This window comes from Thioclava sp. PTB-PU3-1, assembly GCF_055666785.1.
Genome location: NZ_JBVNVL010000010.1, coordinates 1 through 24,590, shown reverse-complemented (window position 1 = coordinate 24,590; position 24,590 = coordinate 1). Strand labels below are relative to the sequence as shown.

25 protein-coding genes are annotated in these 24,590 nt (G+C 61.3%); 17 read left to right on the top strand and 8 right to left on the bottom strand.

Features of this window, described 5'->3' with window-relative positions; translation table 11 throughout:
* Nucleotides 1-24: 24 nt before the first annotated feature.
* The 5 genes from ACZ7GB_RS18935 to ACZ7GB_RS18915 are packed head-to-tail and all read left to right on the top strand — an operon-like array spanning nt 25 to nt 4,658.
* Nucleotides 25-1,581 (top strand): FAD-dependent oxidoreductase, encoded by a 1,557-nt coding sequence (locus ACZ7GB_RS18935; protein ID WP_472159991.1) that lies wholly within the window; start codon nt 25-27, stop codon nt 1,579-1,581.
* Nucleotides 1,578-1,823 carry a DUF2783 domain-containing protein gene (locus tag ACZ7GB_RS18930; RefSeq protein WP_078521172.1) on the top strand — a complete coding sequence of 82 codons (246 nt, stop codon included), beginning with the start codon at nt 1,578-1,580 and terminating at the stop codon, nt 1,821-1,823. Before ACZ7GB_RS18935 ends, ACZ7GB_RS18930 begins: the two co-directional genes overlap by 4 nt.
* A gap of 41 nt (nt 1,824-1,864) precedes the next feature.
* A complete protein-coding gene (locus ACZ7GB_RS18925; RefSeq protein WP_472159990.1) occupies nt 1,865-2,905 on the top strand; it encodes a TRAP transporter substrate-binding protein in 1,041 nt (346 codons plus the stop codon).
* Entirely contained in the window at nt 2,902-3,348 is a 447-nt protein-coding gene (locus ACZ7GB_RS18920) for a TRAP transporter small permease (RefSeq protein ID WP_472159988.1), read from the top strand. Before ACZ7GB_RS18925 ends, ACZ7GB_RS18920 begins: the two co-directional genes overlap by 4 nt.
* Nucleotides 3,345-4,658, top strand: coding sequence for a TRAP transporter large permease (locus tag ACZ7GB_RS18915; protein WP_472159986.1), 1,314 nt, complete (start codon nt 3,345-3,347; stop codon nt 4,656-4,658). The genes ACZ7GB_RS18920 and ACZ7GB_RS18915 overlap by 4 nt, the downstream gene beginning before the upstream one ends.
* A 16-nt stretch (nt 4,659-4,674) precedes the next feature.
* Here ACZ7GB_RS18915 and ACZ7GB_RS18910 read toward each other — a convergent pair whose 3' ends face one another.
* Nucleotides 4,675-5,133, bottom strand: coding sequence for a MarR family winged helix-turn-helix transcriptional regulator (locus ACZ7GB_RS18910; protein WP_078521164.1), 459 nt, complete (start codon nt 5,131-5,133; stop codon nt 4,675-4,677).
* A gap of 61 nt (nt 5,134-5,194) precedes the next feature.
* The gene (gene hpaR, locus ACZ7GB_RS18905; RefSeq protein ID WP_472159984.1) at nt 5,195-5,677 is read right to left on the bottom strand and encodes a homoprotocatechuate degradation operon regulator HpaR; all 483 of its coding nucleotides are present in this window, start codon (nt 5,675-5,677) and stop codon (nt 5,195-5,197) included.
* A 104-nt stretch (nt 5,678-5,781) separates the two neighbouring features.
* Here hpaR and ACZ7GB_RS18900 point away from each other — a divergent pair, with 104 nt between their 5' ends.
* The 7 genes from ACZ7GB_RS18900 to ACZ7GB_RS18870 all read left to right on the top strand — a co-directional run bounded on the left by ACZ7GB_RS18900 (nt 5,782) and on the right by ACZ7GB_RS18870 (nt 12,738).
* Complete coding sequence (locus tag ACZ7GB_RS18900; protein WP_472159983.1) at nt 5,782-6,180, top strand: 5-carboxymethyl-2-hydroxymuconate isomerase; 399 nt, start codon at nt 5,782-5,784, stop codon at nt 6,178-6,180.
* Nucleotides 6,180-7,688 carry a 5-carboxymethyl-2-hydroxymuconate semialdehyde dehydrogenase gene (gene hpaE / locus ACZ7GB_RS18895; protein ID WP_472159981.1) on the top strand — a complete coding sequence of 503 codons (1,509 nt, stop codon included), beginning with the start codon at nt 6,180-6,182 and terminating at the stop codon, nt 7,686-7,688. The genes ACZ7GB_RS18900 and hpaE overlap by 1 nt, the downstream gene beginning before the upstream one ends.
* Nucleotides 7,689-7,742: 54 nt before the next feature.
* Nucleotides 7,743-8,723 (top strand): 3,4-dihydroxyphenylacetate 2,3-dioxygenase, encoded by a 981-nt coding sequence (gene hpaD / locus ACZ7GB_RS18890; protein ID WP_472159980.1) that lies wholly within the window; start codon nt 7,743-7,745, stop codon nt 8,721-8,723.
* Between the two features lie 38 nt (nt 8,724-8,761).
* Nucleotides 8,762-10,174, top strand: a complete 1,413-nt coding sequence (locus ACZ7GB_RS18885) for a pyridoxal phosphate-dependent decarboxylase family protein (protein WP_472159978.1) — start codon at nt 8,762-8,764, stop codon at nt 10,172-10,174.
* A complete protein-coding gene (locus ACZ7GB_RS18880) occupies nt 10,171-11,052 on the top strand; it encodes a fumarylacetoacetate hydrolase family protein (protein ID WP_472159976.1) in 882 nt (293 codons plus the stop codon). Before ACZ7GB_RS18885 ends, ACZ7GB_RS18880 begins: the two co-directional genes overlap by 4 nt.
* A complete protein-coding gene (locus tag ACZ7GB_RS18875; protein WP_472159975.1) occupies nt 11,046-11,846 on the top strand; it encodes an FAA hydrolase family protein in 801 nt (266 codons plus the stop codon). Before ACZ7GB_RS18880 ends, ACZ7GB_RS18875 begins: the two co-directional genes overlap by 7 nt.
* Nucleotides 11,847-11,988: 142 nt before the next feature.
* A complete protein-coding gene (locus tag ACZ7GB_RS18870) occupies nt 11,989-12,738 on the top strand; it encodes an HpcH/HpaI aldolase family protein (protein ID WP_078521149.1) in 750 nt (249 codons plus the stop codon).
* 64 nt (nt 12,739-12,802) lie between these two features.
* On the opposite strand, the gene ACZ7GB_RS18865 is transcribed toward ACZ7GB_RS18870, so the two are convergent.
* A complete protein-coding gene (locus ACZ7GB_RS18865) occupies nt 12,803-13,258 on the bottom strand; it encodes an Lrp/AsnC family transcriptional regulator (RefSeq protein WP_078521651.1) in 456 nt (151 codons plus the stop codon).
* Between the two features lie 133 nt (nt 13,259-13,391).
* Between ACZ7GB_RS18865 and hppD the strand changes: the two genes are divergently transcribed.
* The 5 genes from hppD to ACZ7GB_RS18840 all read left to right on the top strand — a co-directional run bounded on the left by hppD (nt 13,392) and on the right by ACZ7GB_RS18840 (nt 19,393).
* The gene (hppD, locus tag ACZ7GB_RS18860) at nt 13,392-14,486 is read left to right on the top strand and encodes a 4-hydroxyphenylpyruvate dioxygenase (protein ID WP_078521147.1); all 1,095 of its coding nucleotides are present in this window, start codon (nt 13,392-13,394) and stop codon (nt 14,484-14,486) included.
* 267 nt (nt 14,487-14,753) lie between these two features.
* Nucleotides 14,754-15,008, top strand: a complete 255-nt coding sequence (locus tag ACZ7GB_RS18855) for a hypothetical protein (protein WP_146681576.1) — start codon at nt 14,754-14,756, stop codon at nt 15,006-15,008.
* Nucleotides 15,009-15,654: 646 nt separating this feature from the next.
* Nucleotides 15,655-17,604, top strand: a complete 1,950-nt coding sequence (locus tag ACZ7GB_RS18850; RefSeq protein ID WP_472159972.1) for a hypothetical protein — start codon at nt 15,655-15,657, stop codon at nt 17,602-17,604.
* A complete protein-coding gene (locus tag ACZ7GB_RS18845; protein ID WP_472159970.1) occupies nt 17,594-18,931 on the top strand; it encodes a hypothetical protein in 1,338 nt (445 codons plus the stop codon). Before ACZ7GB_RS18850 ends, ACZ7GB_RS18845 begins: the two co-directional genes overlap by 11 nt.
* Nucleotides 18,932-18,967: 36 nt before the next feature.
* Entirely contained in the window at nt 18,968-19,393 is a 426-nt protein-coding gene (locus ACZ7GB_RS18840; protein ID WP_472159968.1) for a helix-turn-helix domain-containing protein, read from the top strand.
* Between the two features lie 578 nt (nt 19,394-19,971).
* Here the strand turns inward: ACZ7GB_RS18840 and ACZ7GB_RS18835 are convergent.
* The 5 genes from ACZ7GB_RS18835 to tnpA all read right to left on the bottom strand — a co-directional run bounded on the left by ACZ7GB_RS18835 (nt 19,972) and on the right by tnpA (nt 24,502).
* Complete coding sequence (locus tag ACZ7GB_RS18835; RefSeq protein WP_472159967.1) at nt 19,972-20,517, bottom strand: hypothetical protein; 546 nt, start codon at nt 20,515-20,517, stop codon at nt 19,972-19,974.
* Nucleotides 20,518-21,154: 637 nt separating this feature from the next.
* Entirely contained in the window at nt 21,155-21,847 is a 693-nt protein-coding gene (locus ACZ7GB_RS18830) for a hypothetical protein (protein ID WP_472159965.1), read from the bottom strand.
* Nucleotides 21,848-22,077: 230 nt separating this feature from the next.
* Nucleotides 22,078-23,643, bottom strand: a complete 1,566-nt coding sequence (gene tnpC, locus ACZ7GB_RS18825; RefSeq protein ID WP_472158831.1) for an IS66 family transposase — start codon at nt 23,641-23,643, stop codon at nt 22,078-22,080.
* Nucleotides 23,644-23,714: 71 nt separating this feature from the next.
* Complete coding sequence (tnpB, locus tag ACZ7GB_RS18820; RefSeq protein ID WP_472158832.1) at nt 23,715-24,068, bottom strand: IS66 family insertion sequence element accessory protein TnpB; 354 nt, start codon at nt 24,066-24,068, stop codon at nt 23,715-23,717.
* Entirely contained in the window at nt 24,065-24,502 is a 438-nt protein-coding gene (tnpA, locus tag ACZ7GB_RS18815; protein ID WP_472158834.1) for an IS66-like element accessory protein TnpA, read from the bottom strand. The genes tnpB and tnpA overlap by 4 nt, the downstream gene beginning before the upstream one ends.
* Nucleotides 24,503-24,590: the final 88 nt, after the last annotated feature.

Genomic DNA, 24,590 nt, shown 5'->3' with positions numbered 1-24,590 from the left:
GGAGAGCCGGGAGGGAGGAGAGCCATGCCGTATGATTACAAACCGTTCGACTATGTAGCGCCTCCCGGCCTTTCGGGGCCGGAGGCACGCCACAAGGTCATCATCGTGGGCGCTGGGCCGATTGGTCTTGCGGCTGCGATCGAGCTTGCGAACCACGGCGTGGGCTCCGTCATCCTCGATGACAACAACGTCGTTTCGGTCGGCAGCCGCGCGATCTGCTGGTCGAAACGCTCGCTCGAAATTCTCGACCGTCTCGGCGTGGGCGATGCCTGCGTGCAGAAAGGCGTGACCTGGAAGGTCGGGCGCACCCGGCACGGGGCGCGCGAGGTCTTCAACTTCGACCTGCTGCCTGAAGACGGCCACAAGATGCCCGCCTTCGTGAACCTGCAGCAATACTATGTCGAGGAGTATCTGGTCGAGGCGGCGCTGGCCAATCCGCTGATCGACCTCCGTTTCAAGAACAAGGTCACCGGGCTGACCCAGACCGACGATTGTGCGGTTGTGCAGATCGAAACGCCCGATGGTGAATACGCGCTTGAAGCAGACTATCTGCTGGCCTGCGACGGGGCGCGTTCACCCATTCGCCAGATGATGGGGCTCGATTTCGAAGGTGAGCTGTTCGAGGAGCGTTTCCTCATTGCCGATATCGAAATGCAGGCCGATTTCCCGTCCGAGCGGTGGTTCTGGTTCGAGCCGGAATTCCACGCCGGGCAGTCGGCGCTTTTGCACAAGCAGCCCGACAATATCTACCGCATCGACCTTCAGCTCGGTTGGGAAGCGGACCCGGAGGAAGAGCGCAAACCCGAGCGGATCATCCCGCGTATCGAGAAGGCGGTGGGGCATTCGAACTTCAAGCTCGACTGGACGTCGATCTACACGTTCCAGTGCCGCAGGCTCGAGAAGTTCGTGCATGATCGTGTGATCTTCGTGGGCGACAGCGCCCATGTCGTTTCCCCGTTCGGCGCACGTGGCGGCAATGGCGGCCTGCAGGATGTCGATGCGCTCGGTTGGCGGCTTGCTGCGATTATCAATGATGGAGCGAGCCCGGAACTTCTTGAGCGCTACGATGCGGAACGGACCTATGGCTCCGATGAGAACCTGACCAATTCCAGCCGGACGACACGGTTCATGTCGCCTCGTGCCGGCGCTGAGCGCTGGTTCCGCGACGCGGTTCTGGCGCTTTCGGAACATGCGCCTTTTGCGCGGCCGATGGTCAATTCCGGGCGGCTCAGCCTCCCGTGTTGCTATCCGCTCGATGCTGCGCCGAACGTCGCGGCGATGCCGGATGTGAGCCGCCCCGGGAAAGTCGCGCCCGACGCGCCGCTCGGGAACGAGTGGCTCCTGCAAAAGCTTGCGGGCCAGTTCACCCTGCTCGCGATTGGCTGCAAGGCGCCTGAGGTTGATGGGCTGAATACGCTTACGCTCGAGGTCACGCCGGAGCTGAGCGCGCGCTATCTCGGGCAGGCCACGACAGGGCTCTACCTGATCCGCCCCGACCAGATCATCGCGGCGCGCTGGGAAACGGCAGAGCCCGCCCAGATCATCGACCATCTCACCGCGATCAAGGAGGGACGGGCATGAGCTTGCAGACCGAACTCAATATCAAGGATCACGACGCGCTCTACGAGAAATTGATCGCGACGCATAAAGGGTTGACGGAAGCGGAGAGTGCAGCACTTAACGCGCGGCTCGTTCTGATCTTGATGAATCACGTCGGCGATCCGGAGGTTCTGGAAGAAGCTTTTGCGCTCGCACGGCAAAGCGGACGCAAGGCGAAGTTGACAAGTGACACGACTGCGAATGAAGTTAACACGTTAAGTTAATCGGGCTCGGCCCGAGGCTTCGTCATCAGGGGAGGAAAAAAATGACGACCAAACTGACCAGACGTTCGATGCTCGGCACCGCGGCGCTTGCCGGGGCCAGCCTTGCTCTCCCGGCGATTCCGGCGCGGGCAGAGGGTGTGGACCTCGTACTGTCCAGCTGGCTGCCGCCGCGCCACCCGATCGTGGTGGACGCGATCAAGCCCTGGGCGAAGGATATCGAGGCTGCGACCGAAGGCCGTGTGCGCATCCGCGTCCTCGCCAAGCCGCTGGGCTCGCCGCCTGCGCATTTCGACATGGCGCGCGACGGTGTGGCCGACATCACCTACGGTCTGCACAGCTTCACGCAGGACGACCGCTTCAAGAACTCGCGCGTCGGCCAGTTCAGCTTCCTCGGCAATGACGCGGTGTCGATGTCGGAAGCCTTCTGGACGGTCTATACCGAGAAGCTCGGTGCCAAGGAAGAACATGCCGGCACCCACCTGCTGGGCCTGTTCAACCACGGACCCGGGATGATCCACAACAACAAGCGCCCGATCAACAAGATCGAAGACCTGCAGGGTCTGAAGATGCGTGTGCCGGGCGGCTACATCGCCGATCTGATGAGCCATTTCGGGGTCGAGACGATCTTCACCCCCTCGGGCGAAGTCTATGAGAAGCTCTCGCGCGGTGTCGTCGATGGGGTCACTTTCCCCTATGACGCGATCGCCTCGTTCAACCTCGCGGATTATCTGAAATACACCACGACGATCCCGGGCGGCATTTACAACACCACGTGGTTCCTCGTGATGAATTCCGGCAAGTGGGATTCGATCTCCCCGGCCGATCAGGATGCGATCAACAAGCTCTCGGGTCTCGCCTTCGCGACCCGTGTCGGCAAGGCGTGGAACGGTGCGGATGAGCGCGGCAAGAAGTCCGCGGCCGATGGCGGTATGGTCGCCGAGACCGCGCCGCAGGGCGTGCTCGATGCGATCAAGGAGCAGGCCGCCGTCCTCGAAGGGCAGTGGGCCGATAGCCTGGGCGGTGACTATGACGGGCGCGCGGCGCTGGAAGAGTTCCGCAAGCAGACCGGCGTGTCCGCATGATTGCACGCGCCCGCTTCGTTCTCGAGGCGATCGCGGCCGGGTTGGTGACGGGGTTGATCCTCGTCACCTGCGTCGACGTGGTCGGCCGCTACGTGTTCAACAATCCGCTGACCGGCGCCTATGAGATCACGCAGGTCTTGTTGGGCGCGTTGGTCTTTGTGGCTATGCCGCTGACCACGGGCAAAGGCGGCCATGTCGAGGTGGACCTGCTGATGCCGCTTCTGCCTACGGCGGTCCGCCGGGCGCTGGGGCAGATTGGCGGCGTGGTGGCAGCCCTCGTCATGGGCTATTTCGCGTGGCGCCTCGCGATCCTGGCCGAGGATCAGTTCCACACCCAGCTCGCAACATCGGGCCTTGGAATCAAACTGTGGTATTTCGGCGTGATCGGCATCGTCAGCTTTGCCGCCTCCGCCGTGGTCGCCCTGCTCCGGAGACCGGAATGACAATTTCTCTGATCGCCTTTGCCATTCTTCTGGCCCTCGTCTTTCTGCGCGTGCCGATCGCCTTCGCAATGGCGCTTGTCGGCGGCGCAGGGTTCGCGTGGATGCGCGGGGCAGATGCCGCAGGCTCGATGGTTGGCAGCGCCGTCTTCGAGACCGGGATGAACTACTCGCTCTCCGTCGTGCCGCTCTTCATCTTCATGGGCAACGTGCTTGCCGGGTCCGGCATCGCCAGCGGACTATTCACCGGTGCCGACCGGGTGTTCGGGCGGATGCGCGGCGGTCTCGCGATGGCCACGATCCTCAGCTGCGGCGGTTTCTCGGCGGTTTGCGGCTCGTCACTCGCGACGGCGGCCACGATGTCAAAGGTCGCGATGCCCTCGATGCGCCGCTTCGGCTACCATGACTCGATCGCCACGGGCTCAATTGCCGCCGGCGGCACGCTGGGCATTCTGATCCCGCCCTCGGTCATCATGATCATTTTCGGCCTGCTGACCGAAAGCGATATCGGCAAGCTGTTCATCGCCGGGATCATTCCCGGTGTTCTGGGCATCGGCCTGTATCTCGTTTCCGTCATGGTCGCAGTGCGGCTGAACCCGAAACTCGCTCCCGAGGTGCGGGAGCCACTGCCGATGAAGCGCACCGATTTCATCGGCGTGCTGGCGACCTTGGCGCTGTTCGTCTTCATCATGGTCGGGATTTATGGCGGCTTCTTCACGCCGATCGAGGCTGCGGGCATGGGGGCTGCGGCTGCTGTGGTGATCGCGGCAGCTGTAGGCGGGCTGAAGATGCGCGCGCTCTGGGAGGCGCTGAAGGATGCCGCGATCGCCTCTGCGATGATCTTCGCGATCATAATCGGGGCCGAGATCTTCGGGAATTTCGTCACGTTTGCCGGCCTGCCCGACGCGTTGGCCGATATCGTCTACAACTTGGGACTTGGTGGCTTCGAGGTGATCATCATCATCGTGCTGATCTATATGCTCCTCGGCATGGTGCTCGAGAGCCTGTCGATGATCCTGCTGACAGTGCCGATCTTCTATCCGCTGATTTACCAGCTCGATTTCGGCTCGGGCGTGCTCGCCAATCCCGATAACGCTCTGATCTGGTTCGCAGTGATCGTAGTGGTGGCGACGGAGATCTCCTTGATCACCCCGCCAGTTGGCATGAACGTCTTCGTGCTGCGCTCGGTTTTGCCCGATGTGCCGCTGATGACGATGTTCCGCGGTATCTTGTGGTTTTGGGTCGCGGATATCGTGCGCATCGTGCTGATCATCGCCTTCCCGGCGATCTCGCTCTGGCTGGTCGGGCCCTGACGGGCCTGGCTGCTGGTCAGGTCTCGGCGCTCTCGTTACGGGTTTCGATATCGAGAGCGAGCGAGTCGATCAGGCTGTTGACCCCGTATTCGAGGGCGACCTGCGCTTCGGGGGGCATCGCCGACAGCATCGCCTTCGCGCGCGCGTTCACCTTTGGTCGCGCTTCGGCATAGAGGGCGCGGCCCTCTGGCGTGCATTCGTACTCCCGCAGTCGTCTGTCGCTGTCGGGCACGAACCGTTCGATCAGCCCCCGCGCTTCAAGCCGGGTCGCCGCACGGCTCACCTGCACCTTGTCGAGCGTGGTGCGCCGCGCGATGTCGAGCGAGCTGATCCGACCGACCCCGTCAAGGATCGACATGAGCCGCCATTCCTCGCGCGTCAGGCCATATTCGCGCGAGTAGACATCCTGCAGACGACGGGAGAAGGCTTCCGCCGCGACGGCCAGACGGTAGGGAAAGAACTCTTCGAGCTTCATGCGATCTCCGATTTTCACACCCAACCCTACGACCGTTTCGTTCGCAATGAAATGACTTATCTCACGCGCGGTCGTCATGCTCCAGGGCAGCGACGAAGGCCTCGAGCTCGTCGAGAAGCCGGGTGATCCGCTCTGCGCCGATTTCGGCTTCGAGCTTGGCATAGATTTCGGCGCTTTGGGGCGAGACGTCGCGGAGGAAGGCGGTGCCGGCCTCGCTGAGCCCGACGCTGGCGCGCCTGCGGTCTTCGCCATCGCGGCGGATTTCGATCAGTCCACGAGCCTCGAGCGCGCGCAACATTCGCGTCAGCGAAGGGGCCAGAACGCAGGCACGTTCGGCAAGCATCGAAGCATCGAGCGGCCCGCTTTCGCGCAGCACTCGCAACACGCGCCATTGCTGCTCGGTCACGTCATGCGCGTTGAGCATCGGGCGGAAACGCTCCATCACCAATTCCCGCGCCCGCAGCAGGGCGATCGGCAAGGCGCGACGCGGGGCGTTCAACTCGAACCCGTCCGGCCGCTGTCGGGGGGCGCTGTCTTGGGTCATCGATACCTCGTTCCTGTCAGGTGGCGGGCAAAATCGGAGGGTTTGGGGCGGTTGACAAGTCTGGATAAACTTAACATGTTAATGAAAAGCGCGGGAGGAGAATCGTGCCGCATCTCAAGATCGAATATTCCGCAGGGCTGGCGGAGCGCGTCGATATCTCGGCGGCCTGCCAGGCACTGCATGCCGCGATGGTCGAATGTGGACTGTTCCCGGTGGCCGGAATTCGGGTGCGCGCCTTTTGCGCCGATCATGCGATCGTGGCCGACGGGCTGCCGGAAAACGATTTCGCCGCGCTGACGCTTTCGGTGGGGGCGGGGCGCGACACGGCGACCTTGCGCGCTGGGGGCGATGCGATTTTTGCCGCCGCCCAGACCGCGCTTGCCGGTCCGCTGGCCACCGAACATTTCGCGCTCTCGCTCGAAATCCGGGTGATCGACTCGGAGCTGAGCTGGAAGCAGACACCGATTCACGCCCGCCTGTCGGGCCAAGCCAAGGGTAAGTGATGACCGATCTGACGGAAAACCTGCGCCGTGCCGAAGGCTATATCGCGCATTTCGCTCAAACCGGCGTGCGCAATCACATCGGAGGTGAAAGTGTCGAGGCCGCATCCGGTGCCACGTTCGACACGCTTTCGCCCGTCGATCTGAAGCCGCTGGCAAAGGTCGCGAAAGGCGGAGCCGAGGATATCGACCGCGCGGTCGCCGTCGCGAAAGAGGCGTTCAAGACTTGGAGCAAGATGCCCGGAGCGGACCGCCGCAAAATCCTGATCAAAGTCGCCGAGGCGATCGAGGCGAATGCCGAGCGCATCGCCTTCACCGAATGTCTCGATACTGGGCAGGCGCTGCGCTTCATGTCGAAAGCGGCACTGCGCGGGGCGGCCAATTTCCGGTTCTTTGCGGACAAGGCTCCGGCGGCCGAGGATGGTCAGGCTCTGCGCAACGCGACGCAGATGAACGTGACCTCGCGCCGCCCGATCGGCCCCGTGGGCGTCATTACCCCGTGGAACACGCCCTTCATGCTGTCCACCTGGAAGATTGCCCCGGCGCTGGCGGCGGGCTGCACGGTGGTACACAAACCGGCCGAATTCTCGCCGATGACCGCAAAGCTGCTGGTCGAGATCGCCGAAGAGGCGGGGCTGCCGAAAGGGGTGCTGAATCTCGTGAACGGCTATGGTGAGGATGCTGGCAAGCGGCTGACCGAACATCCCGACATCAAGGCGATTGCCTTTGTGGGCGAAAGCCGCACCGGTTCGATGATCATGGCGCAAGGGGCGGCGACGCTGAAGCGCGTGCATTTCGAGCTCGGCGGGAAGAACCCCGTGATCGTGTTCGACGATGCCGATATCGACCGCGCCGTCGATGCGGCGAGCTTCATGATCTACTCGCTCAACGGCGAACGCTGCACCTCGTCTTCGCGGCTTCTCGTGCAGGAGAGCATTTACGACGAGGTCTGCAAGCGCGTCGCCAAGGTGGCGGCGAATATCAAGGTCGGCCATCCGCTCGACCCGGATACGGTGGTGGGTCCGCTGATCCATCCCGAGCACGAGGCCAAGGTGCTGTCTTATTTCGAGACCGCCCGTGAGGAGGGCGCGACCATCGCGATCGGCGGAGAGAAAGTCGGCGATCAGGGCTGCTACGTTGCGCCCACGCTGTTCACGCAGGCCCGCAACGATATGACCATCGCGCAGGAAGAAATCTTCGGCCCGGTGCTGACCGCGATCCCCTTCGCCGACGAAAACGAAGCGCTCGCCTTGGCCAATGACGTCGATTACGGGCTGGCCGCCTATCTGTGGACCGCCGATCTGGACCGCGCGATGCGGATGACCGACGCGCTGGAGGCGGGCATGATCTGGGTGAATTCGGAAAACGTGCGCCATCTGCCCAGCCCGTTCGGCGGCGTGAAGGCCAGCGGTATCGGCCGCGATGGCGGTGACTGGTCCTTCGATTTCTACATGGAGACGGTCAACGTTTCCTTCCCGCGTCAGGCGCATCGCGTGCCGCGCCTCGGCTAACGACAGCGGGCGGTCGGAGGAGGCCGCCCCGATCTTATCTCAAGGGAGCGAGACATGCCTATTCCGGCCCCGAACCTGTATCCGCCGTTCAACATCATCCGCCTCAGCCATGTCGTCTTCGGCGTGACCGATCTGGCCGCCAGCCGCGCCTTCTATGTCGATACGCTGGGGCTTCAGGTGAGCGACGAGGACGACCGTCATATCTTCCTGCGTGCGATGGAAGAGCGCGGGCATCACTCGGTCGTTCTGGTCAAGACGCCCGAGGCCAATGTGCGCTCGCTTGCCTTCAAACTCTTTGACGAAGGCGAGCTGGACAAGGCGCATGACTGGTTCAAGTCCGAGGGGCATTCGGTCGAATGGGTCGAGCGTCCCTATCAGGGCCGCACCCTGCGCACCCATGACTGTTTCGGAATGCCGATCGAGTTCTATTTCCAGATGGACCGTCTGGAACCGATCCACCAGAAATACGCGCTCTATCACGGCGTGAAGCCGCTCCGGATCGACCACTTCAATTGCTTTGCCAGCGATGTCGATAAGGCGGTCGAATTCTACAATCGCATCGGCTTCCGCGTCACCGAATATACCGAGGATGAAGAGAGCGGACGGCTTTGGGCGGCATGGACCCATCGCAAGGGCGGGGTGCATGACATCGCCTTCACCAACGGCCTTGGCCCGCGGTTGCATCACACCGCGTTCTGGGTGCCGACGCCGCTTAACATCATCGATCTGCTCGATCTGATGTCGACCACCGGCTATGTCGCCAATATCGAGCGCGGACCGGGCCGACACGGCATTTCGAACGCGTTCTTCCTGTATATCCTCGATCCCGATGGTCACCGGATCGAGATTTATTGCTCGGATTATCAGACCGTGGATCCCGATCTCGAGGCGATCCGCTGGGATCTGAAGGACCCGCAGCGCCAGACGCTGTGGGGGGCGCCCGCTCCGCGCTCGTGGTTCGAGCATGGCTCGCTGTTCCAAGATGTCGAGCCGGTCGCCAGCGACATGAAGGCCACTCCGATCATCGCGCCGTGAGCGGGTCTCCGCAGACAAGCCATTGCAGGAGAAACAGGATGGATGTTCAGGACTTCGAGACATGGTCGCGGCGCGCGGCGTCATGGGGTGTGAAATATCGCGAAACACTCGATGCCCGCCCGGTGCGCGCGCGCACGACGCCCGGCGAGATCTACCGCGCGATCCCGCCCAAGCCGCCCGAAACCGGCTGCGAAATGGAGCGGATCTTTGACGAGTTCGAGAGCCTGATCGAGCCGGGCATGACCCATTGGCAGCATCCGCGCTTCTTCGCTTACTTCCCCAGCAATGCCGCCCCCGTTTCGGTGGTGGCGGAATATCTGGTCACCGCTATGGCCGCGCAATGCATGCTCTGGCAGACCTCTCCGGCGGCGACCGAGCTGGAAACCCGGATGATGGAATGGCTGCGCGACGCGCTGGGGCTGCCCGAAGCGTTCTCGGGCGTCATTCAGGACAGCGCCTCGTCCGCGACGCTGGCGGCGGTCGTGATGATGCGTGAGCGTGCGCTGGACTGGCAGGGCAATCGCGCGGGGCTCAGCCAGGCGCCGCGCTTGCGGATCTACTGCTCGGATCAGGTGCATTCCTCGATTGACCGGGCGATCTGGATCGCGGGGATCGGGCAGGACAACCTTGTGAAACTGCCCGCCGATCCGCGCAGCGGCGCGCTCCCGCCCGAAGCGCTGGAGGCCGCGATCCGTGCGGATCTGGCGGCCGGATATCAGCCCGCCGGGGTGATCGGCTGCGTGGGGGCGACCAGCACCGGGGCATGCGACGATATCGGCGCACTGGTGGCGGTCGCGCATGCCCATGATCTGTTGATCCATGTCGATGCAGCCTGGGCCGGTTCTGCAATGATCTGTCCCGAGTTCCGCACGCTTTGGGCCGGGATCGAGGGTGCGGATTCCGTCGTCTTCAATCCGCATAAATGGCTGGGCGCGTCCTTCGACTGCTCGGCCCATTTCATTCGCGACCCCGAGATGCTGGTGCGCACGCTGGCGATCCAGCCCGAGTATCTCGAGACCCATGGCCGCGACGGGATCGTCAACTATTCCGAATGGTCCGTACCGCTGGGACGCCGTTTCCGCGCGCTCAAGCTGTGGTTCCTGATGCGTTTTCACGGGCTTGAGGGGCTGCGCGCGATGATCCGCGATCACGTTCGCTGGGCGGGGATGCTGCATGACCGGCTGGCTGCGACCCCGGACGTTGAGATCGTGACCGCCCCGGTGCTGTCGCTGTTCTCATTTCGCCGGGCGGGCGCATCGGATGACGACACGATCTCACATGTGAGCGCGATCAATGATGACGGGCGCATCTATCTCACCCAAACGCGGGTCGGCAACCAGCTTGCGATCCGCTTTCAGGCCGGGTCCTTTGCGATGAGCGAATCCGATATCGACATCGCCTATAGCGCCATTCTCGATGGTCTGGGACTTCCACAGGAGGGAATGTCATGACTCTGGCACTGCCGCGCATCGCGGCGTTTCGCACCGGTGGCACGGATCGCTACGGCGTGGTGCAGGATGGCGGTATCGTGGATCTCATCCCGGAGTTCGGCGCGCGGTTCGCGACCCTTCAGGAGGTCGTAGAGGCCGGCGCGCTGGAAGAGGTGATCGCGGCGGCGGAGGGCCGCGCGCCTGAATATCGCGCCGACGAGGTCGAGTTCCTGATCCCGTTGGCAGCCCCGGAAAAGCTGATCTGTATCGGTGTGAACTTTCCCGATCGTAACGCCGAATACAAAGACGGGCAGGCCGCGCCGCCTTATCCCTCGATGTTCATCCGCTTCCCGCGCAGTTTCACGGGCCATAATCAGCCGCTGATCCGTCCGCCGGAAAGCCCGCAGCTCGATTACGAGGGCGAGGTTGTGATCGTGATCGGAAAGGCGGGTCGCCGGATCGCGAAGGAAGACGCCTATGATCATATCGCCGCGCTGACACTGTGCAACGAGGGCACGATCCGCGATTGGGTGCGCCATGCGAAATTCAACGTAACGCAGGGCAAGAACTGGGACCGCTCCGGCGCGATGGGGCCGTGGCTGGTGCCGTTCCGCGACGCGACCCAGTTGGACGATATCGAGCTGACCACCCGCGTGAATGGCGAGATCCGGCAAAATGATCGCACAGGCCGGATGATCTTCGATTTCCGCTATATCGTGAATTACGTCTCCACCTTCACAACGCTGGTGCCGGGCGACGTGATCGTGTGCGGCACGCCAACCGGGGCGGGGGCGCGGTTCGATCCTCCGATCTGGCTACAACCTGGCGACGTGATCGAAGTCGAGGCCGAAGGCATCGGCCTGCTGCGCAACGTCGTTGCGGATGAGCCGACATGCTGAGCCCCGATCAGATCGCGCAGGCCGCCGATGACCTGCTGGCCGCCGAAGAAGCGCGCAAACAGATCGGGCTGCTGAGCCTGCGCCATCCCGGCATGACGCTGGACGACGCCTATGCAATCCAGTCGGCGCAGATGGCGCGCAAGCTGGCGGCGGGACGGTCGATCCTTGGCTGGAAGATCGGGCTGACCTCGAAGGTGATGCAGGCCGCGCTCAAGATCGACACGCCGGATTCTGGTGTGCTCTATGACGATATGCTGTTTGCCAGCGGGGCGACGGTGCCTGCCGGGCGTTTCATCCAGCCGCGGGTCGAGGCCGAGATCGCCTTCGTCATGAAAGCGCCGCTCGACGCCACGGCGGATCGCGCGGCGGTGCTGGCCGCGACCGATTACGTGACCCCGTCGCTCGAGATCCTCGACACCCGCATTCTGCGCGCCGATCCCGCGACCGGGCAGGCGCGCGTGATCGTCGATACCGTATCGGACAATGCGGCGAATGCGGGGATCGTGCTGGGCGAGGCGCGTCACGATCCATCTCAGGTCGATCTGCGCTGGGCCGGAGCGATCCTGCGCAAGGATGGCGAGGTCGAGACGACCGGGCTCGGCGCGGCGGTGTTGGACGATCCAGTGCAGGGGCTTGTCTGGCTGGCGCGGCGAATGGGCCAATACGGCCAGCGGATCGAGGCGGGGCAGGTGATCCTGTCGGGGTCGTTCATCGCACCGATCGAGTGCCCCCCGGGGACCCGGATCGAGGCCGAGTTCGGCGCTTTCGGGGATGTGTCCATCGCCTTCGATTGAGACGGCAGGCCATGCAAGCCCGGCGGAATGCTGTTCGCGAGGTGCGATCGGCGTTCGTTTCGAATAAGCTCAAGCAACCTTTTTAGGACGGCCCCGCGCATCCGTTCCGCGGGTGCCGAGGTCAACAAGGAAGAAAATCACGATGGTCGATCTGCCAAGAAATTCGTTCAAAGCGGCGCTGAAAGCCTTCGGGGTCCAGCGGGGCTGTTGGTGCACGATGAGCGACCCGCTCGCCACCGAGCTGATCGCTGGCTGCGGTTACGACTGGATGATGTTCGACACCGAGCATTCGGCGCTCGATGCGCGCAGTGTCTTGCCGCTATTGCAGGCGGTGGCTCCTTATCCTGTTTCGCCGATCGTGCGGCCCGGATCCCTCGACGCGGCGGAGATCAAGAAAATACTCGACCTCGGCGCGCAGACGATCCTCGTGCCGATGGTGCATGATGCAGAGATGGCACGCGCGGCGGTGGCGGCGGTCGAATATCCGCCGCAGGGCATGCGTGGGGTTTCCGGCATGAACCGCGCCACGCGCTTCGCCAAGATTCCCGGTTACCACAAGATCGCCCGGGAAGAGATCTGTCTCGTCGTACAGATCGAGAGTGTCGAGGGGCTCTCCAATCTCGAGGAAATCGCCGCCGTGCCCGGGGTGGATGGGATTTTCGTCGGGCCTGCGGATCTGGCGGCCTCGCTTGGGCATCCGGGCGAGCCTTCGCACCCCGAGACCACTGCGGCGGTGCTCGATGCGATCGCGCGCATCCGCGCCGCGGGCCTGCCGCCGGGCATCCTGACCACCGACGATGAGGTCTATCAGCGGGCGCTCGAGGCCGGTGCCGTCTTCGTCTCACGTGACATCGACCTGATCGCCCTGCGCAAGGGGCTCACTCTCGGCTGACGGCGCGTGCGGACGGGCCCGAGATCACGTGTAATGACATGACGTTCCAGAGTGCGCTCCGCAATCAGATCGGCAATGGCGCATCCTGCTTGAACTGATGCATGACGATCTGGCTCTGCACCCGCGCGACGGTGGGGTGGGCCAGAAGCACGTCGTGGATCAGCCGGTGCAGCGCCGCCAGATCCGCGCAATAGACCCGCAGCAGATAATCGGCCTCCCCGGTAAGGGTCCAGGCCGAGGTTATCTCGGGCTGCAAGGAGACGAGGCGCGAGAATTGCTGCGCGGGCTCTGCCCCGTGGCGCAGCATCTGCACCTGCACGAAGGCCTGAACCGCAAGCCCAAGCCGCGCCGCGTCGAGCCGCGCGCCATAGCCGCGGATCAGCCCCTCGGCCTCGAGCCGCTGCCGCCTGCGTCCCACCTGACTTGGTGACAGGTTCAGTCGCTCGCTCAAATCCTGCGAGGTCAGCTGTGCATTCTGCTGCAATTCCGCGAGCAGGCGTTTGTCGATATCGTCGATCATGCGGGAAGTTTGCGCACTTTTGTGAGAAGGTGCAATATTCCCGCAAATCTTAGGGATTATATGCGCGATTTCGCGCGGAACGAGCATTCGCGCCGGGCTATCCTCTTCGCAGCGCAAACAGGAGGAGAGACCCATGGGACCGTTCCCGCACGATGCCCCGCAATCGACCATCACCGAGGAGAACCCCGCCGGCACGGACGGGTTCGAATTCGTCGAGTTCGCCCATCCCGATCCGCAAGAGCTGCGCGATCTCTTCGCGAAGATGGGCTACGAGCATGTCGCCAACCACAAATCCAAGCCGGTCGAGCTTTGGCAGCAGGGCGACATCACCTACGTTCTCAACGCCGACTCCGACAGTTTCGCGGCCCGTTTCGTGGAGGAGCACGGGCCCTGCGCACCCTCGATGGCGTGGCGCGTCGTCGATGCGCAGCACGCCTTCGATCACGCGGTGAAGAACGGCGCGGAGCCATATGAAGGGACCGACAAGACAGTCGACTGGCCCGCGATCAAGGGGATCGGCGGCAGCCTGATCTATTTCACCGACCAGTATTACGACACCTCACCCTATAACGCGGAATTCGACTGGCTGAAGACGTCGAAGCCGAAGGGCGTGGGCTTCTATTACCTCGACCACCTGACCCACAATGTCTTCAAGGGCAACATGGACAAGTGGTTCAACTTCTATGGCGATCTGTTCAATTTCCGCGAGATCCGGTTCTTCGATATCGAGGGGAAATATTCCGGTCTCTATTCCCGGGCGCTGACCTCGCCCTGCGGGCGCATCCGCATCCCGATCAACGAGGATCGCGGCGAGACCGGGCAGATCGTCTCCTATCTCAAGAAATACAAGGGCGAGGGCATCCAGCACATCGCCGTGGGCGCACGCGACATCTACGAGGCGACCGACGCGATCGCCGATCGCGGCATCCGCTTCATGCCGGCCCCGCCCGAGACCTATTACGAGCTCAGCCATGACCGCGTGACCGGGCATGAGGAGCCGGTCGAGCGAATGAAGAAGCACGGTATCCTGATCGACGGCGAAGGCGTCCTTGGCGGCGGCGAGACCAAGATCCTGCTGCAGATCTTCTCGAAGACTGTGATCGGGCCGATCTTCTTCGAATTCATCCAGCGTAAGGGTGATGACGGGTTCGGCGAGGGCAACTTCAAGGCGCTCTTCGAGTCGATCGAGCGCGAGCAGATCGAAAGCGGCGAACTCGTCGTGGAATGATCTTCTGAGCGAAGAATTCGGGTCAGGTAGGTGCCTGGCCCGAGCTCCCTATCGCGGCCACAAAATACAAAGCCCCGAGTACTCTGTGGTTTATCTATGGCACGCCAAGCGAGCCGTTGGGGTCTCTGCCTACGTTTTTTTGGATCGCCGGACGTCGGAGTTTCCGGGGATCAGATCAGCCTCCTTTCCCGCGGAGATTCGAACGCCCAATTTCATATTTGTAAAACGCGTCTCCCGAGTGGACCCGAACCGTGGTATAAGTGTCTTATGAAAAGATTTCGAGACGAGATACTCGGGGTGCGCCCGGAGATTGCAGAGCGTGAAGCTAACTTTGAAGAGAAGATCGCCTTGGCGATGGAACTTCGCGCTCTTCGCGATAGCGTTAACTTGGCTCAAGAAGAGATCGCGGTTGTTTCAGAGTTGTCACTCGCGGATGTTCGGAAATGCGAGTCGCTTACCGGTGAGATGCCGGCTCCCGCAATCGTCGCCGCCTATCGTTCGGTAGTGGATGCTCATCTATGAGCAGGCCGGAAAACTCACCGCGATTGGCCGAACGTGCTGCGGCAGCACTCAGGCTCTGTGGAATTGCGGTCTATTCGAATAGATGCGTTCACAGAGCTTAAATGACGATAAGGCCTTCACTTAAAAGAGAAAGCTTTGTTCGTTTTTTGGCGGATTTACTACATCTAAGGGATTTTCAAGGGGGTACGCGATGAAGTCTGAGAAAAGCTTTTCGTTCGATCAGCGTGCCGCTGAAAAAGCTGCCGCGCGGGCCCAAGATGAGTGTGATATACGCTCAGGCGCCGCTTCTGCGGCGCAAATCGCCCGCGAGAACGGCGGTGGTCGGCGAGAGATCAAACTAATAGGTCGCTCTGAGCGTATGCGGAAATTAGCTTCCTTCTATCGAAACACTTAAAATAGAGAACGCCCTGCATGGGCTCTTGAGATCGGTCTGCGCGGCAGGAGCGAAGAAAAGAAAACTACCGTTCGGCGACGCGGTACGACCGCTATAGTCTTTAAGACAGCCGGTCCGCGAACATCAACCGTGACCCAAATCGGCTGATATCCTCTCAGATTTTAGATCAATCTTCGCGACACCTATCTCCGCTCTACCCCCTGTCCGGCCCTTATCCGAAGGGCCGCCCGGCGGTCGAACGCGGAGATCGATATGAAACATCAGTATTCTTTCAAAGACTTGCTCGCTTGGGCAGAAGAAAAGGGAAGCGGCGTTGATACAATTCGAGCGATAGAGAAAGTCCCCGCGCGTCTCGGGCTGCTTGACCGGGATATCGGCGCGATCCCTGCCGAGATGCGCTCCTTCGAGATGGATGTCGCCGGCCAAGGTTATGCGCTCGTGAGCCGAGCGAAGAACATGAAGACAAACGGGCGTCGTATGGACTCGCGCATCCGCGCGGCGCTGCGGCAGTTTCTGCAAGCTAAAGCGGTGGCTCCGAGGCCGAGCCCTGAGCATAGTATTCGGTATTGTGAGCTTATGGATTTGATCAAGGCGCAGGAGGGGCTGCCTGGTTCCGGCGCGCTCTGGAATATTGGTCGGCACCGGTCTCTCGCTGTCTTGAGGGCGCGCGCGCAATGTGCGCCGGAGGCTCTGACACAGGTCGAGATCGAAAGGATCGGGCGCGATGTATCCGCTGAGACCCGCAGGAGCCTTCGAAAAGCGGTTTTGTTTCTGAACTCGCTTGAGCACCGGAGTGCCACGGTGCCTGGGATCCTGAAATATCTTCCCTCGATCAAGTTGCGGGTGCCGGCTGGGTCAGGACGTGCGCGCAAGGTCGAATGGACTGAACTGCCCGAGGCCTTTCGAAACTCCTTCGATGCGCTTGTTGATGCCAGCCTGGCGGGCAGCGAAGACCTTGCGGACAGGATGCTCGCGCGGATTGAGGCCGGCGAGGATCCGGAGCTTGTTATGTCTGAAGCCGATGCGTTGGCGCTCGAAAAGACTCGAAATATTGGCAAGCCGACGGCTGCGCGCAAAGGGTATCGGGAGGCGATCAGTTGGCTCGTGCGGGCCTGGGAAGATACCGGCGGTGATATCGCCACCCTGCGGGATGTCCGAGAGCTTTTTGAGCGTCAAACCATTGAAGCCGCCATTCAGCAACAGATCGAACGCTCCAACGCGGCCTGCGATCTTAAGGACCCTCTGGACTCGACAACGCTGAAAACGCGGCTGACCCCGCTCATCACGCTCGCGAAACATGGTTTTGGAGACGTTGCCGTCACGGCGGTGCTCACACTTCTGAAGAAAAAATATTTTGATGCTCCGCGCGCGAAGCACAAGGCTTCCAAGGCGAGCTCGGTCGAGATGGATGTTGATCGGATTGCGAGCCTACTGAGGCAACGGCCAGAGCTTGCTACGGTGTGGACCAACGCACCGATGCGTATCGCGCAGGCCGCGTGTGAAGCGCTTCACGAAGCCCGCACGCTTGGCGAACCAGTCCGCGAAGTGACCGCGCTTCGGCTCTTCGCGGGAGCCGTAGCTTACGCGCTACAAATGTCGCGCCCGCTGCGTACAGCTTGCCTCCGCAATACTCGGATCGCCTCGCACGGCGAGGTGCATGCGAACCTTCTTCGAGCCGCCCCTGACGAGACCATGCTTACATTCCGGTATGCGCCCTGGGAAGTGAAGAACAATACGTGGGTCAACGTCGATGTAGTCGGAGAAGACGCAGCGATCGTTCAGGAATGGCTTGAACGTGGGCGACCGAGATTGATCGAGCTGCAAGGGCTCGATCCACGAAATGTCTTTCTTTTCCCCGGTTCAGCACTGCCAGCGCATGACGAGGGGGACCCCGTCACGTTGCCACGCGGGACTTATTCGACGAGCGCCTTTCTGGATCTCTGGCGGGATGCGTCCGACGTACTCGGCGTTCATCTAACACCCCACCGAATGCGCCATGTGGTCGCTCTCCTCAGCCTCGCGTTGCGCCCGGGCGATCATGCATTCACGTCTTCTGTTCTCGGCATCCTCGAGAGCACCGCACGTAAACACTACGGTCGAGATGACGGACAGGCTGCTGCGCGAGAAGCCCGCGCCGCGATCCTCGCGACACATCCAGACATATTCAAGAACCTCACCAGGAGATTGTCCGATGCACGATAAGATCGCTGCTTCACGTCTTGCCGACGTTCCAACCGAGTTGCGCGCGCGCCTCATGGCCCGGCGAGTTGATCTGCCAAACGGCGCAGTGACTGTCGTGGCTCGCTTCTTCGCAGTGCTTGAAGAGACCGGAGACGATCCGGCGCTCCCAAAACGAGCAAGTTTCGAAGCTGCGTGCAAGTCAGAGTCAACGCTCGGCCTGCTGCTCCGCATGCTCGAGCAGTTCGCGCCAGAGATGTGTCTCGCAGAGGGCAGGGGGCTCCGCAGAAGCTTCTATCGGGTTCGTTCGGTGAGGTCTTCGGCGGTCACCGCTTCTCCCACGCGTCATCAAGCAGAACTGCGCGGATGGCCCAGTGCGTGGAAAGCGATGCTGCCTGCGATGCAGATGGCGCCGATCACTGAGAGCACGCTTGCACGACATATCGCGTCTATCAATCGATGCGCGGATCTGTTGCCGATCCTGACCTGTCCACCACGTCTCGGCTGGTTGCTTGCATGGGAGATAGCCAAGACATTTCGCGAGGAGGGGCTTCGACCCGCGACCATCGCCAGCTATCTCGGTGGGTTGGTCAGCCTTGCGTCGCATGGCGGAGCCGACACTCAGGCCGTCTCAGGGCTTCGCTCCGTCCAAGCAGGCCTCCTGCGGGAAACACGACGCGTGCCGAAGCTGAAACAAGGGCGGATTGAAGTGCTCTATGAGAAAGGTGGCTATGCGGAAGTCGTGCGGGCGATCGTTCGGCAGCTTGATCGGGCAGCGGCATGCGCGGACTGGCGGGAAGCGGCTGAGACGGCAAGGGCGACGGCTGCCATCCTTGCGATCACGCTCAACATACCGCCACGCAGCGGAGATATCGTTAGCTGGGTCTATGGCGAAGCTCTCGTTCGTGAACCTCACGGCATTTGGCATCTGCGCTGGCAACAGGAAAAGACCGGGGTCTGGCTGAACGCTGGAACCCTTTGGCCGGAAGTCGGTTGGGTGATTGATGAACATCTCTTGGGAGGTCGACCGCCACGCTATGCTCATCGGCGCTATACAGAGCTGATCGGTATGAACTGGTTGTCGCATGAAGCGTCCGGGCATGATCGGCGGTGGCCGAGCGAGCGCGTTTCAGCTGCGCTTGGGGTGCCATTGCACGATCTTAGAACCCTCGCAGCAGACTATCTGCGATTGCACGATCCAGTTACGGCCGCAGGGACCGTCTCGGCTTTGCTTGGCCATTCCTCGCGAGAAGCAGGAGCTGAGTATCAGGCAATTTCTAATCAGACCATAGTACAGAGAGGGTGGCTTGAAATCCGCGAGATGCACGCGAGAGGTATTTCTCGCCTGTGATTTTGATCGGGCGTCTGACCGCACAATCTCTGTTTCATGGAGCCAGCACACGATTTCATCCTCACCGTTGCGAAAATAGCCGATCACCTCGCACTGACCGACCGAACCGTCCGTGACTACCTCGGTAACGGACGGTTGCGTGGTGTGCGGCTGGATGGCGAATGGAGATCGTCCTGGCGTTACGTCTGGGCGATCGAGCGAGGCCCGGCGCCGAGCGGAGCGCTCCGGAAGGATTATCAGTGCCCTCTACTTTCCAAGAGCGACGTTGCGCGAAAGTTCAATGTCAGTGAACGCACGGTCGAGCGCTGGATCGCTCAGGGCCTCCCGACGCGCAACGTGTTGACGAACGTCCGTGTCGCGCCGTTCGACGCGGCACGTTGGTGCGAAAGTCGATTCCGCAACAACTGGAATAATAAAACTGCATTCGGCTCTCTATTCGTCGAGGGGTCATTCCCGGAATAGCGCTCGGAAGGATAATTCGGTCTTGAGGTCTGGGAAGCGGCTGACTGCGAGCCGCTCCCAAGATCGTCCTTCATCGAAGTCAGCCACGGCCCCCCTTGCCTTGATGCCGTGAAGGTCGGTGGTGCACTAACCCCGAAAACGAACTCACTGGGTTGGGCTATTCAGTGCATGCGTTCAAGAATGAATAAAGCTGCATCTCTCTGCGCGGCAGCATAGCGTCTTACGTGGCGGGCGAGCGCCGCGAATTTGGGCAGTCAGGAGGGTCCGAAAGTGCATATCCATGACTTGTTGCGGCTACCGAAACTTCGTCGACGTCTCGCTCAGGTCTTTTAAGCGCACAGTACAATATGCAAATCCGCGACACGCCGTTTGAAGTCCCGCCAGCCGCACAGAGGCCCCCAAACATATATCGGCGTTATGTTTGGGGACCTTTTTGCGAAATGGGGAAAAATCCCGCCAGCGTGTGCGTTTCAAGGGCAGTCCTTCTTCGTCGAAGGGAGGCGGCCGTCGAGATGAGCTTCGAGCGAGCTGAGGACATTCACGGAGAAAGCTTTGAAAACTACCTCCGTGCTCACAGATTAAATGAAGATGATGCATCCTGACGCGGACGCGAGGGCGAGCGCGCGCTGCCAGGCCGCATAGTCTTTTCGGAATCTCTCGCTCTCAAGTTTCGCGGCCAGGTGGGCGTGGTCGGCAAAATCCTGCGCGAGTTTCATCACTGCGCTGCAGCCCAGCGTCCCATCGCAGTCCGAGAAGGCGATCAGACCTGAGAACGGAAGAGGCGTCCACTCATAGCATTCTTGCATATACCTTTGGACGACACTTTGAGGGTCTTCTTCGCACCAGGACTCGAAGTCGTCATCCATCGCGACACCCAACGCAGCGAGTTCTTCTCTGAAATCTGCATAATAGCTGTAGGAACCCGCCTCAAAACGGAAAATTTCATCGAAGGTGTAGAGCTGGCCTTGGACAAACTCGGGAGCATAGCGCTGATAGAAAGGGTGGTTTCCCGCCTTGAAGGCGTCGATCTCCTTTCCGGTGTCTCTTTCGATCGCACGGTTCTCGTCATTGATATACGCATTGACACGGCGAGCATTTTTGAATGCGGCGACAGTAAGTCCCATGTTGCAGACTCCTAAAAAGTGTTGGTCTGAAGCTCCGGCAAGCGCCTGAGCAAGTCTCTCATGAACGGCGGCTTGCAGCTGAGCGGGTCTTTCTGATGGCGCTCAGCCACTCCCATTTCCGTCATGTTCTGAAGGTGGGTTCATCCGGATTGATGCGGAAACGACTTTCGTGGTTGGTTGTGATTATTTCTCAAAAAATATTTTAAGCGATTGTTTTGAATATATTTAATGACCTGGCGTTCATCCTTGGTTTGGGGCGTGCGGAGCTCCCCATTCGATGCCATGTTCGCTTCCGGCTGTACCGGGTAACCTTCAGCGCAAGTCGAATCCGGTTATCTCAGCCGCATACCGTCGTCTCTGAGACCGCGCCGGACCCCGTGCGGTGTGGCGCTGCAGTCTTACCTCCCCACCCTCATCTGCGAGCCGATAAGCGTGGGAAATTTGTTTCGTCAGTTGCCGCTCACATGAATTTGCTTGGGGCCGAGCGAGAGAAGCTGGATCGCAATCTCGTTGCCGCAGCGAATTGCACAAGGCCGCCTAACGTCCAAGCGCGCGCCAAGGTGCGCAACGGAACGGGCGGGACCATCATTCAGATGGCCCCGCCCGCGCTGATGTGCGCTAATGTGGATTGCGCTTGTCAGGTGACGGAGAAATCGAGATCGAGTTCGAGAAGCCGAAAATCGCGATCCGGCCGGTTCTTGTTAGCACGGAGTGCTGATGCGATTGCTTCCGACGCGATCCCCGCCTTCTTGAGTTCTGCGTAGATATCTCGCAAGCGAGTCTCAGCGTCCAAATATTGTTCGCTCGCCCATGCTTTGGGAACCTTCATGACTTTGCGCATCTCACTTCGCGCGCGCTCAATTTCGTCAACATCGACGACAGACGATACGATCGCGTGAACCGACTCGCGCTCTGCTCGGACCATTTCTTCGGCAGCCCTGCGCTCCGCCTTGATCGCTGCGAGTTGGTCCTGTCTCGCTGCGAGTTCGATGCGTGCCGTAGCAATCTGTTCGCGCGCTGCGGCAAGGTCCTCCACCTCTTTTTCGAAGGAGTTGTACTCACTCGCGACTTTCTTGAGCTTGAATTCGAGCTTTTCGATTTCCTTCACAGCAAGAATGCGTTCTTCACGCTCAAGACGAATTTCGATTGCTTTGTTCACCGCTTCTTCAAATTGTTTCAGATGCACTGCTGCCCGCGTAGAAACGTGCCATTCCTTTGTCTCCGGCTTCCACTTCGCGCTGGGAAAGTGCTCCTTGAAGATTGTTTTGAATTCGATCGGGAAAGAAATTGCTGCGCCGGACTTGTACGTCCTGATTTCAGCTTTGCACATGTGTCGTCTCCATAATTTGCAGCCTGTGTATTCAGAGTGGGCGGGCAATCGCGGCCTGCGGGTGGGGAAGTGTCCCGCCCTAACAAGGAGATTTGTTCGTCCACTCTGATACGGAAATTGAATACGAAAATTTTTACAGTGCGTTGAATTCTCTTAGGAAAATAGCTCACGACGTCCCCTGGAAGCACAATGGTGATGTGACGCTCTTTGGTAAGCGTTTTGCCGATCCCCTACGCGGCGATGCTTGACGGGATCTGGTAGTTCCAGGGCATGAGTGCGTCGATGCGGCTTTTGGGATGCCCATCGAGCAAGGCGCGCAAGGTGTCGGAGAGGTAGCTGACCGGATCGACGTCGCACATCTTGCAGTTTGCGATCAGGCTCGCGAGCAATGCCCAGTTCTCTGCTCCGACCTCGTGCCCCGCGAAGAGCGCGTTTTTCCGTGTCAGAGCGATCTTCCTGATCTGGTTCTCGACCGGGTTGGTATCCAGCTCCAGACGGCCGTCTTCAAGGAAACGCGTGAGGCTGGGCCAGCGCGCCAGAGTGTAACGGATGTCCTCGGCCAACTTGGATGAACGCGGGATGCGCGAGAGCTGTGCCTCGAGCCAGGGACGGAAAGCGGCGATGACCGGTGCCGAGAGGTCGCGCCGGGCAGCAAGTCGGGCGTCTGGAGCAAAGCCGCGCACGGATTTTTCGACGGCATAGAGCTCGGCGATCTGGCGCAGAGCTTCCTCGGCAATCGGCGACCCATCTTTTTCCAGACGCTTCACGAACCGCCGACGCGCATGCGTCCAGCAATGGACGAGCGTCCATGGGCCTTCAGGCCGGTCGACCTTGGTGAGCTTGTCATAGGCTTCATAGCCGTCGCATTGCACGAACCGCCCGCGATAGCCCTCAAGGAATCGAAGTGCATGCACGGCACCGCGGCCGGGCGCGTAGTGGAACATCACCACGGGAGGGTCTGCGCCACCGTGCCCCCGATCATCGGCAACGATGGCCCAGAAGTAACCGGTCTTCGTCTTCCGTCGCCCGGGGTCGAGCACCGGTGCTCTTGTTTCGTCCATGAAGATCCGGTCCGCACCTTTCAGCCGCTCCTTCAGGTGATCGGCGATCGGACGCAGGTGGAAACAGGCGCGTCCCACCCAGTTGCCGAGCGTGGCCCGGTCCAGGGTGATCCCCTGCCGGGTATAGATTTCGGCCTGCCTGTAGAAGGGAAGATGATCGCCGAACTTGGCCACCATGACCTGCGCGATCAGGGCCTCTGTGGGCAACCCGCCGGGCACGACATGTTCCGGGGCGTGGGCCTGCGCTACCGTGCCGGAGCAGCGCCGGCAGGCATATTTGGGCCGGCGGGTGACAAGCACGCGGAGCTGGGCCGGAACCACGTCGAGCCGCTCGGAAACGTCCTCGCCGATCCTGGCCATCTCGCCGCAACCGCAGGGGCAGAGGGTGCTTTCGGGTTCGATGATCCGTTCGATCCGGGGCAGATGTTTTGGAAGGTGACCCCGGTTTCGGTTCGGCCTGCCGCTCTCGGCAGCGCCTTGTCCCTTCAGGGCGCGTCGCGCCTTCTCCTGCGCCGCCTCCAGCACACCCTGCGCCAGTTCAACATCTTCGAGCGGCAAATTGAACTGCTCCGGATCGAGCTTCTCGGATCTCCGCCCGAACTTCTCCCGCCGCAGTTCGCTGACGATGCTTTCCAGTCGTCGCTGCGACTCGACCGCATCGACAAGCGCCGCCTCGGTCTCGGCGAGGCGGGCTTTCAGAAGTGCGTTTTCTTCGGCCAGAGCGGTGTCGGTCATGACTGCGATCAAGCACACGGGGCGGCGCCCTGCCACCGACAAATCATCCCCGAGTCATTCTGCCGCAGCTCCTACCCCGCCAAGTCTGGTCGCCGCACACGCTCGGGGCGAACAAGCCGCCAGTCGAGCCCTTCGAACAATGCCGAGAACTGTGCTGGCGATATCTTGATCACACCCTCCTGCGCCTTGGGCCAGACGAATTTCGCACCTTCCAGGCGCTTGTGGATCAGCACGATGCCGGTCTGGTCCCAGACCAGCACCTTGATGCGGTCCGCGCGCTTGGCGCGGAATACAAAGGCCGCGCCGCTGAACGGATCGAGATCCATCGCCTCCTGAACCAACAGCGCCAGACCATCCATGCCCTTTCGGAAATCGGTCGGACGCGTGGCCACATAGACGCGCAGCCCACCAGCCGGCGAGATCATTGCGATGCCGCCCGGATCGCGCGGATTATCCGGGTTAATTGCGCGTCGTCGATATCCGGCGGCACATGCAGGGTCACACCGTCGACCACCATCTCGATCCTGCCGGGTTTGATCGCACTGCCGCACCCTTTCGGGATGGATGCAGGCCGAGCCGGCTTCGGCTCCACGACAAGCGCCGCGAACATCGGTTCGTCAGTTGCCCCAGCGGGCAGAGCCAGCGCCCCGGCCATCAACTTCTTGCGCCAATCGTAGACCTGCCAGCGGGTCACGTCATGTCGCCGTGCGACATCCGCCACCTTCGCTCCGGGCGCCATGCTTTCCGCCGCGATCCGAGCCCGTTCCGCCTCGCTCCGCATTCGCCGGCCCGACCGGCCCTCGTAAATCTCGATCCTGCCCGCGTAGCCATCCGCTGAGCTGCCTAAAGAGCCGTCCATTTTGCCGTCCTCTCCTATGCCTCATCTCGGCACAGGACTCCCACAGATGATCCCAGAGCGGCAGGAGGGGGGCGGCAAAGCGCTTACG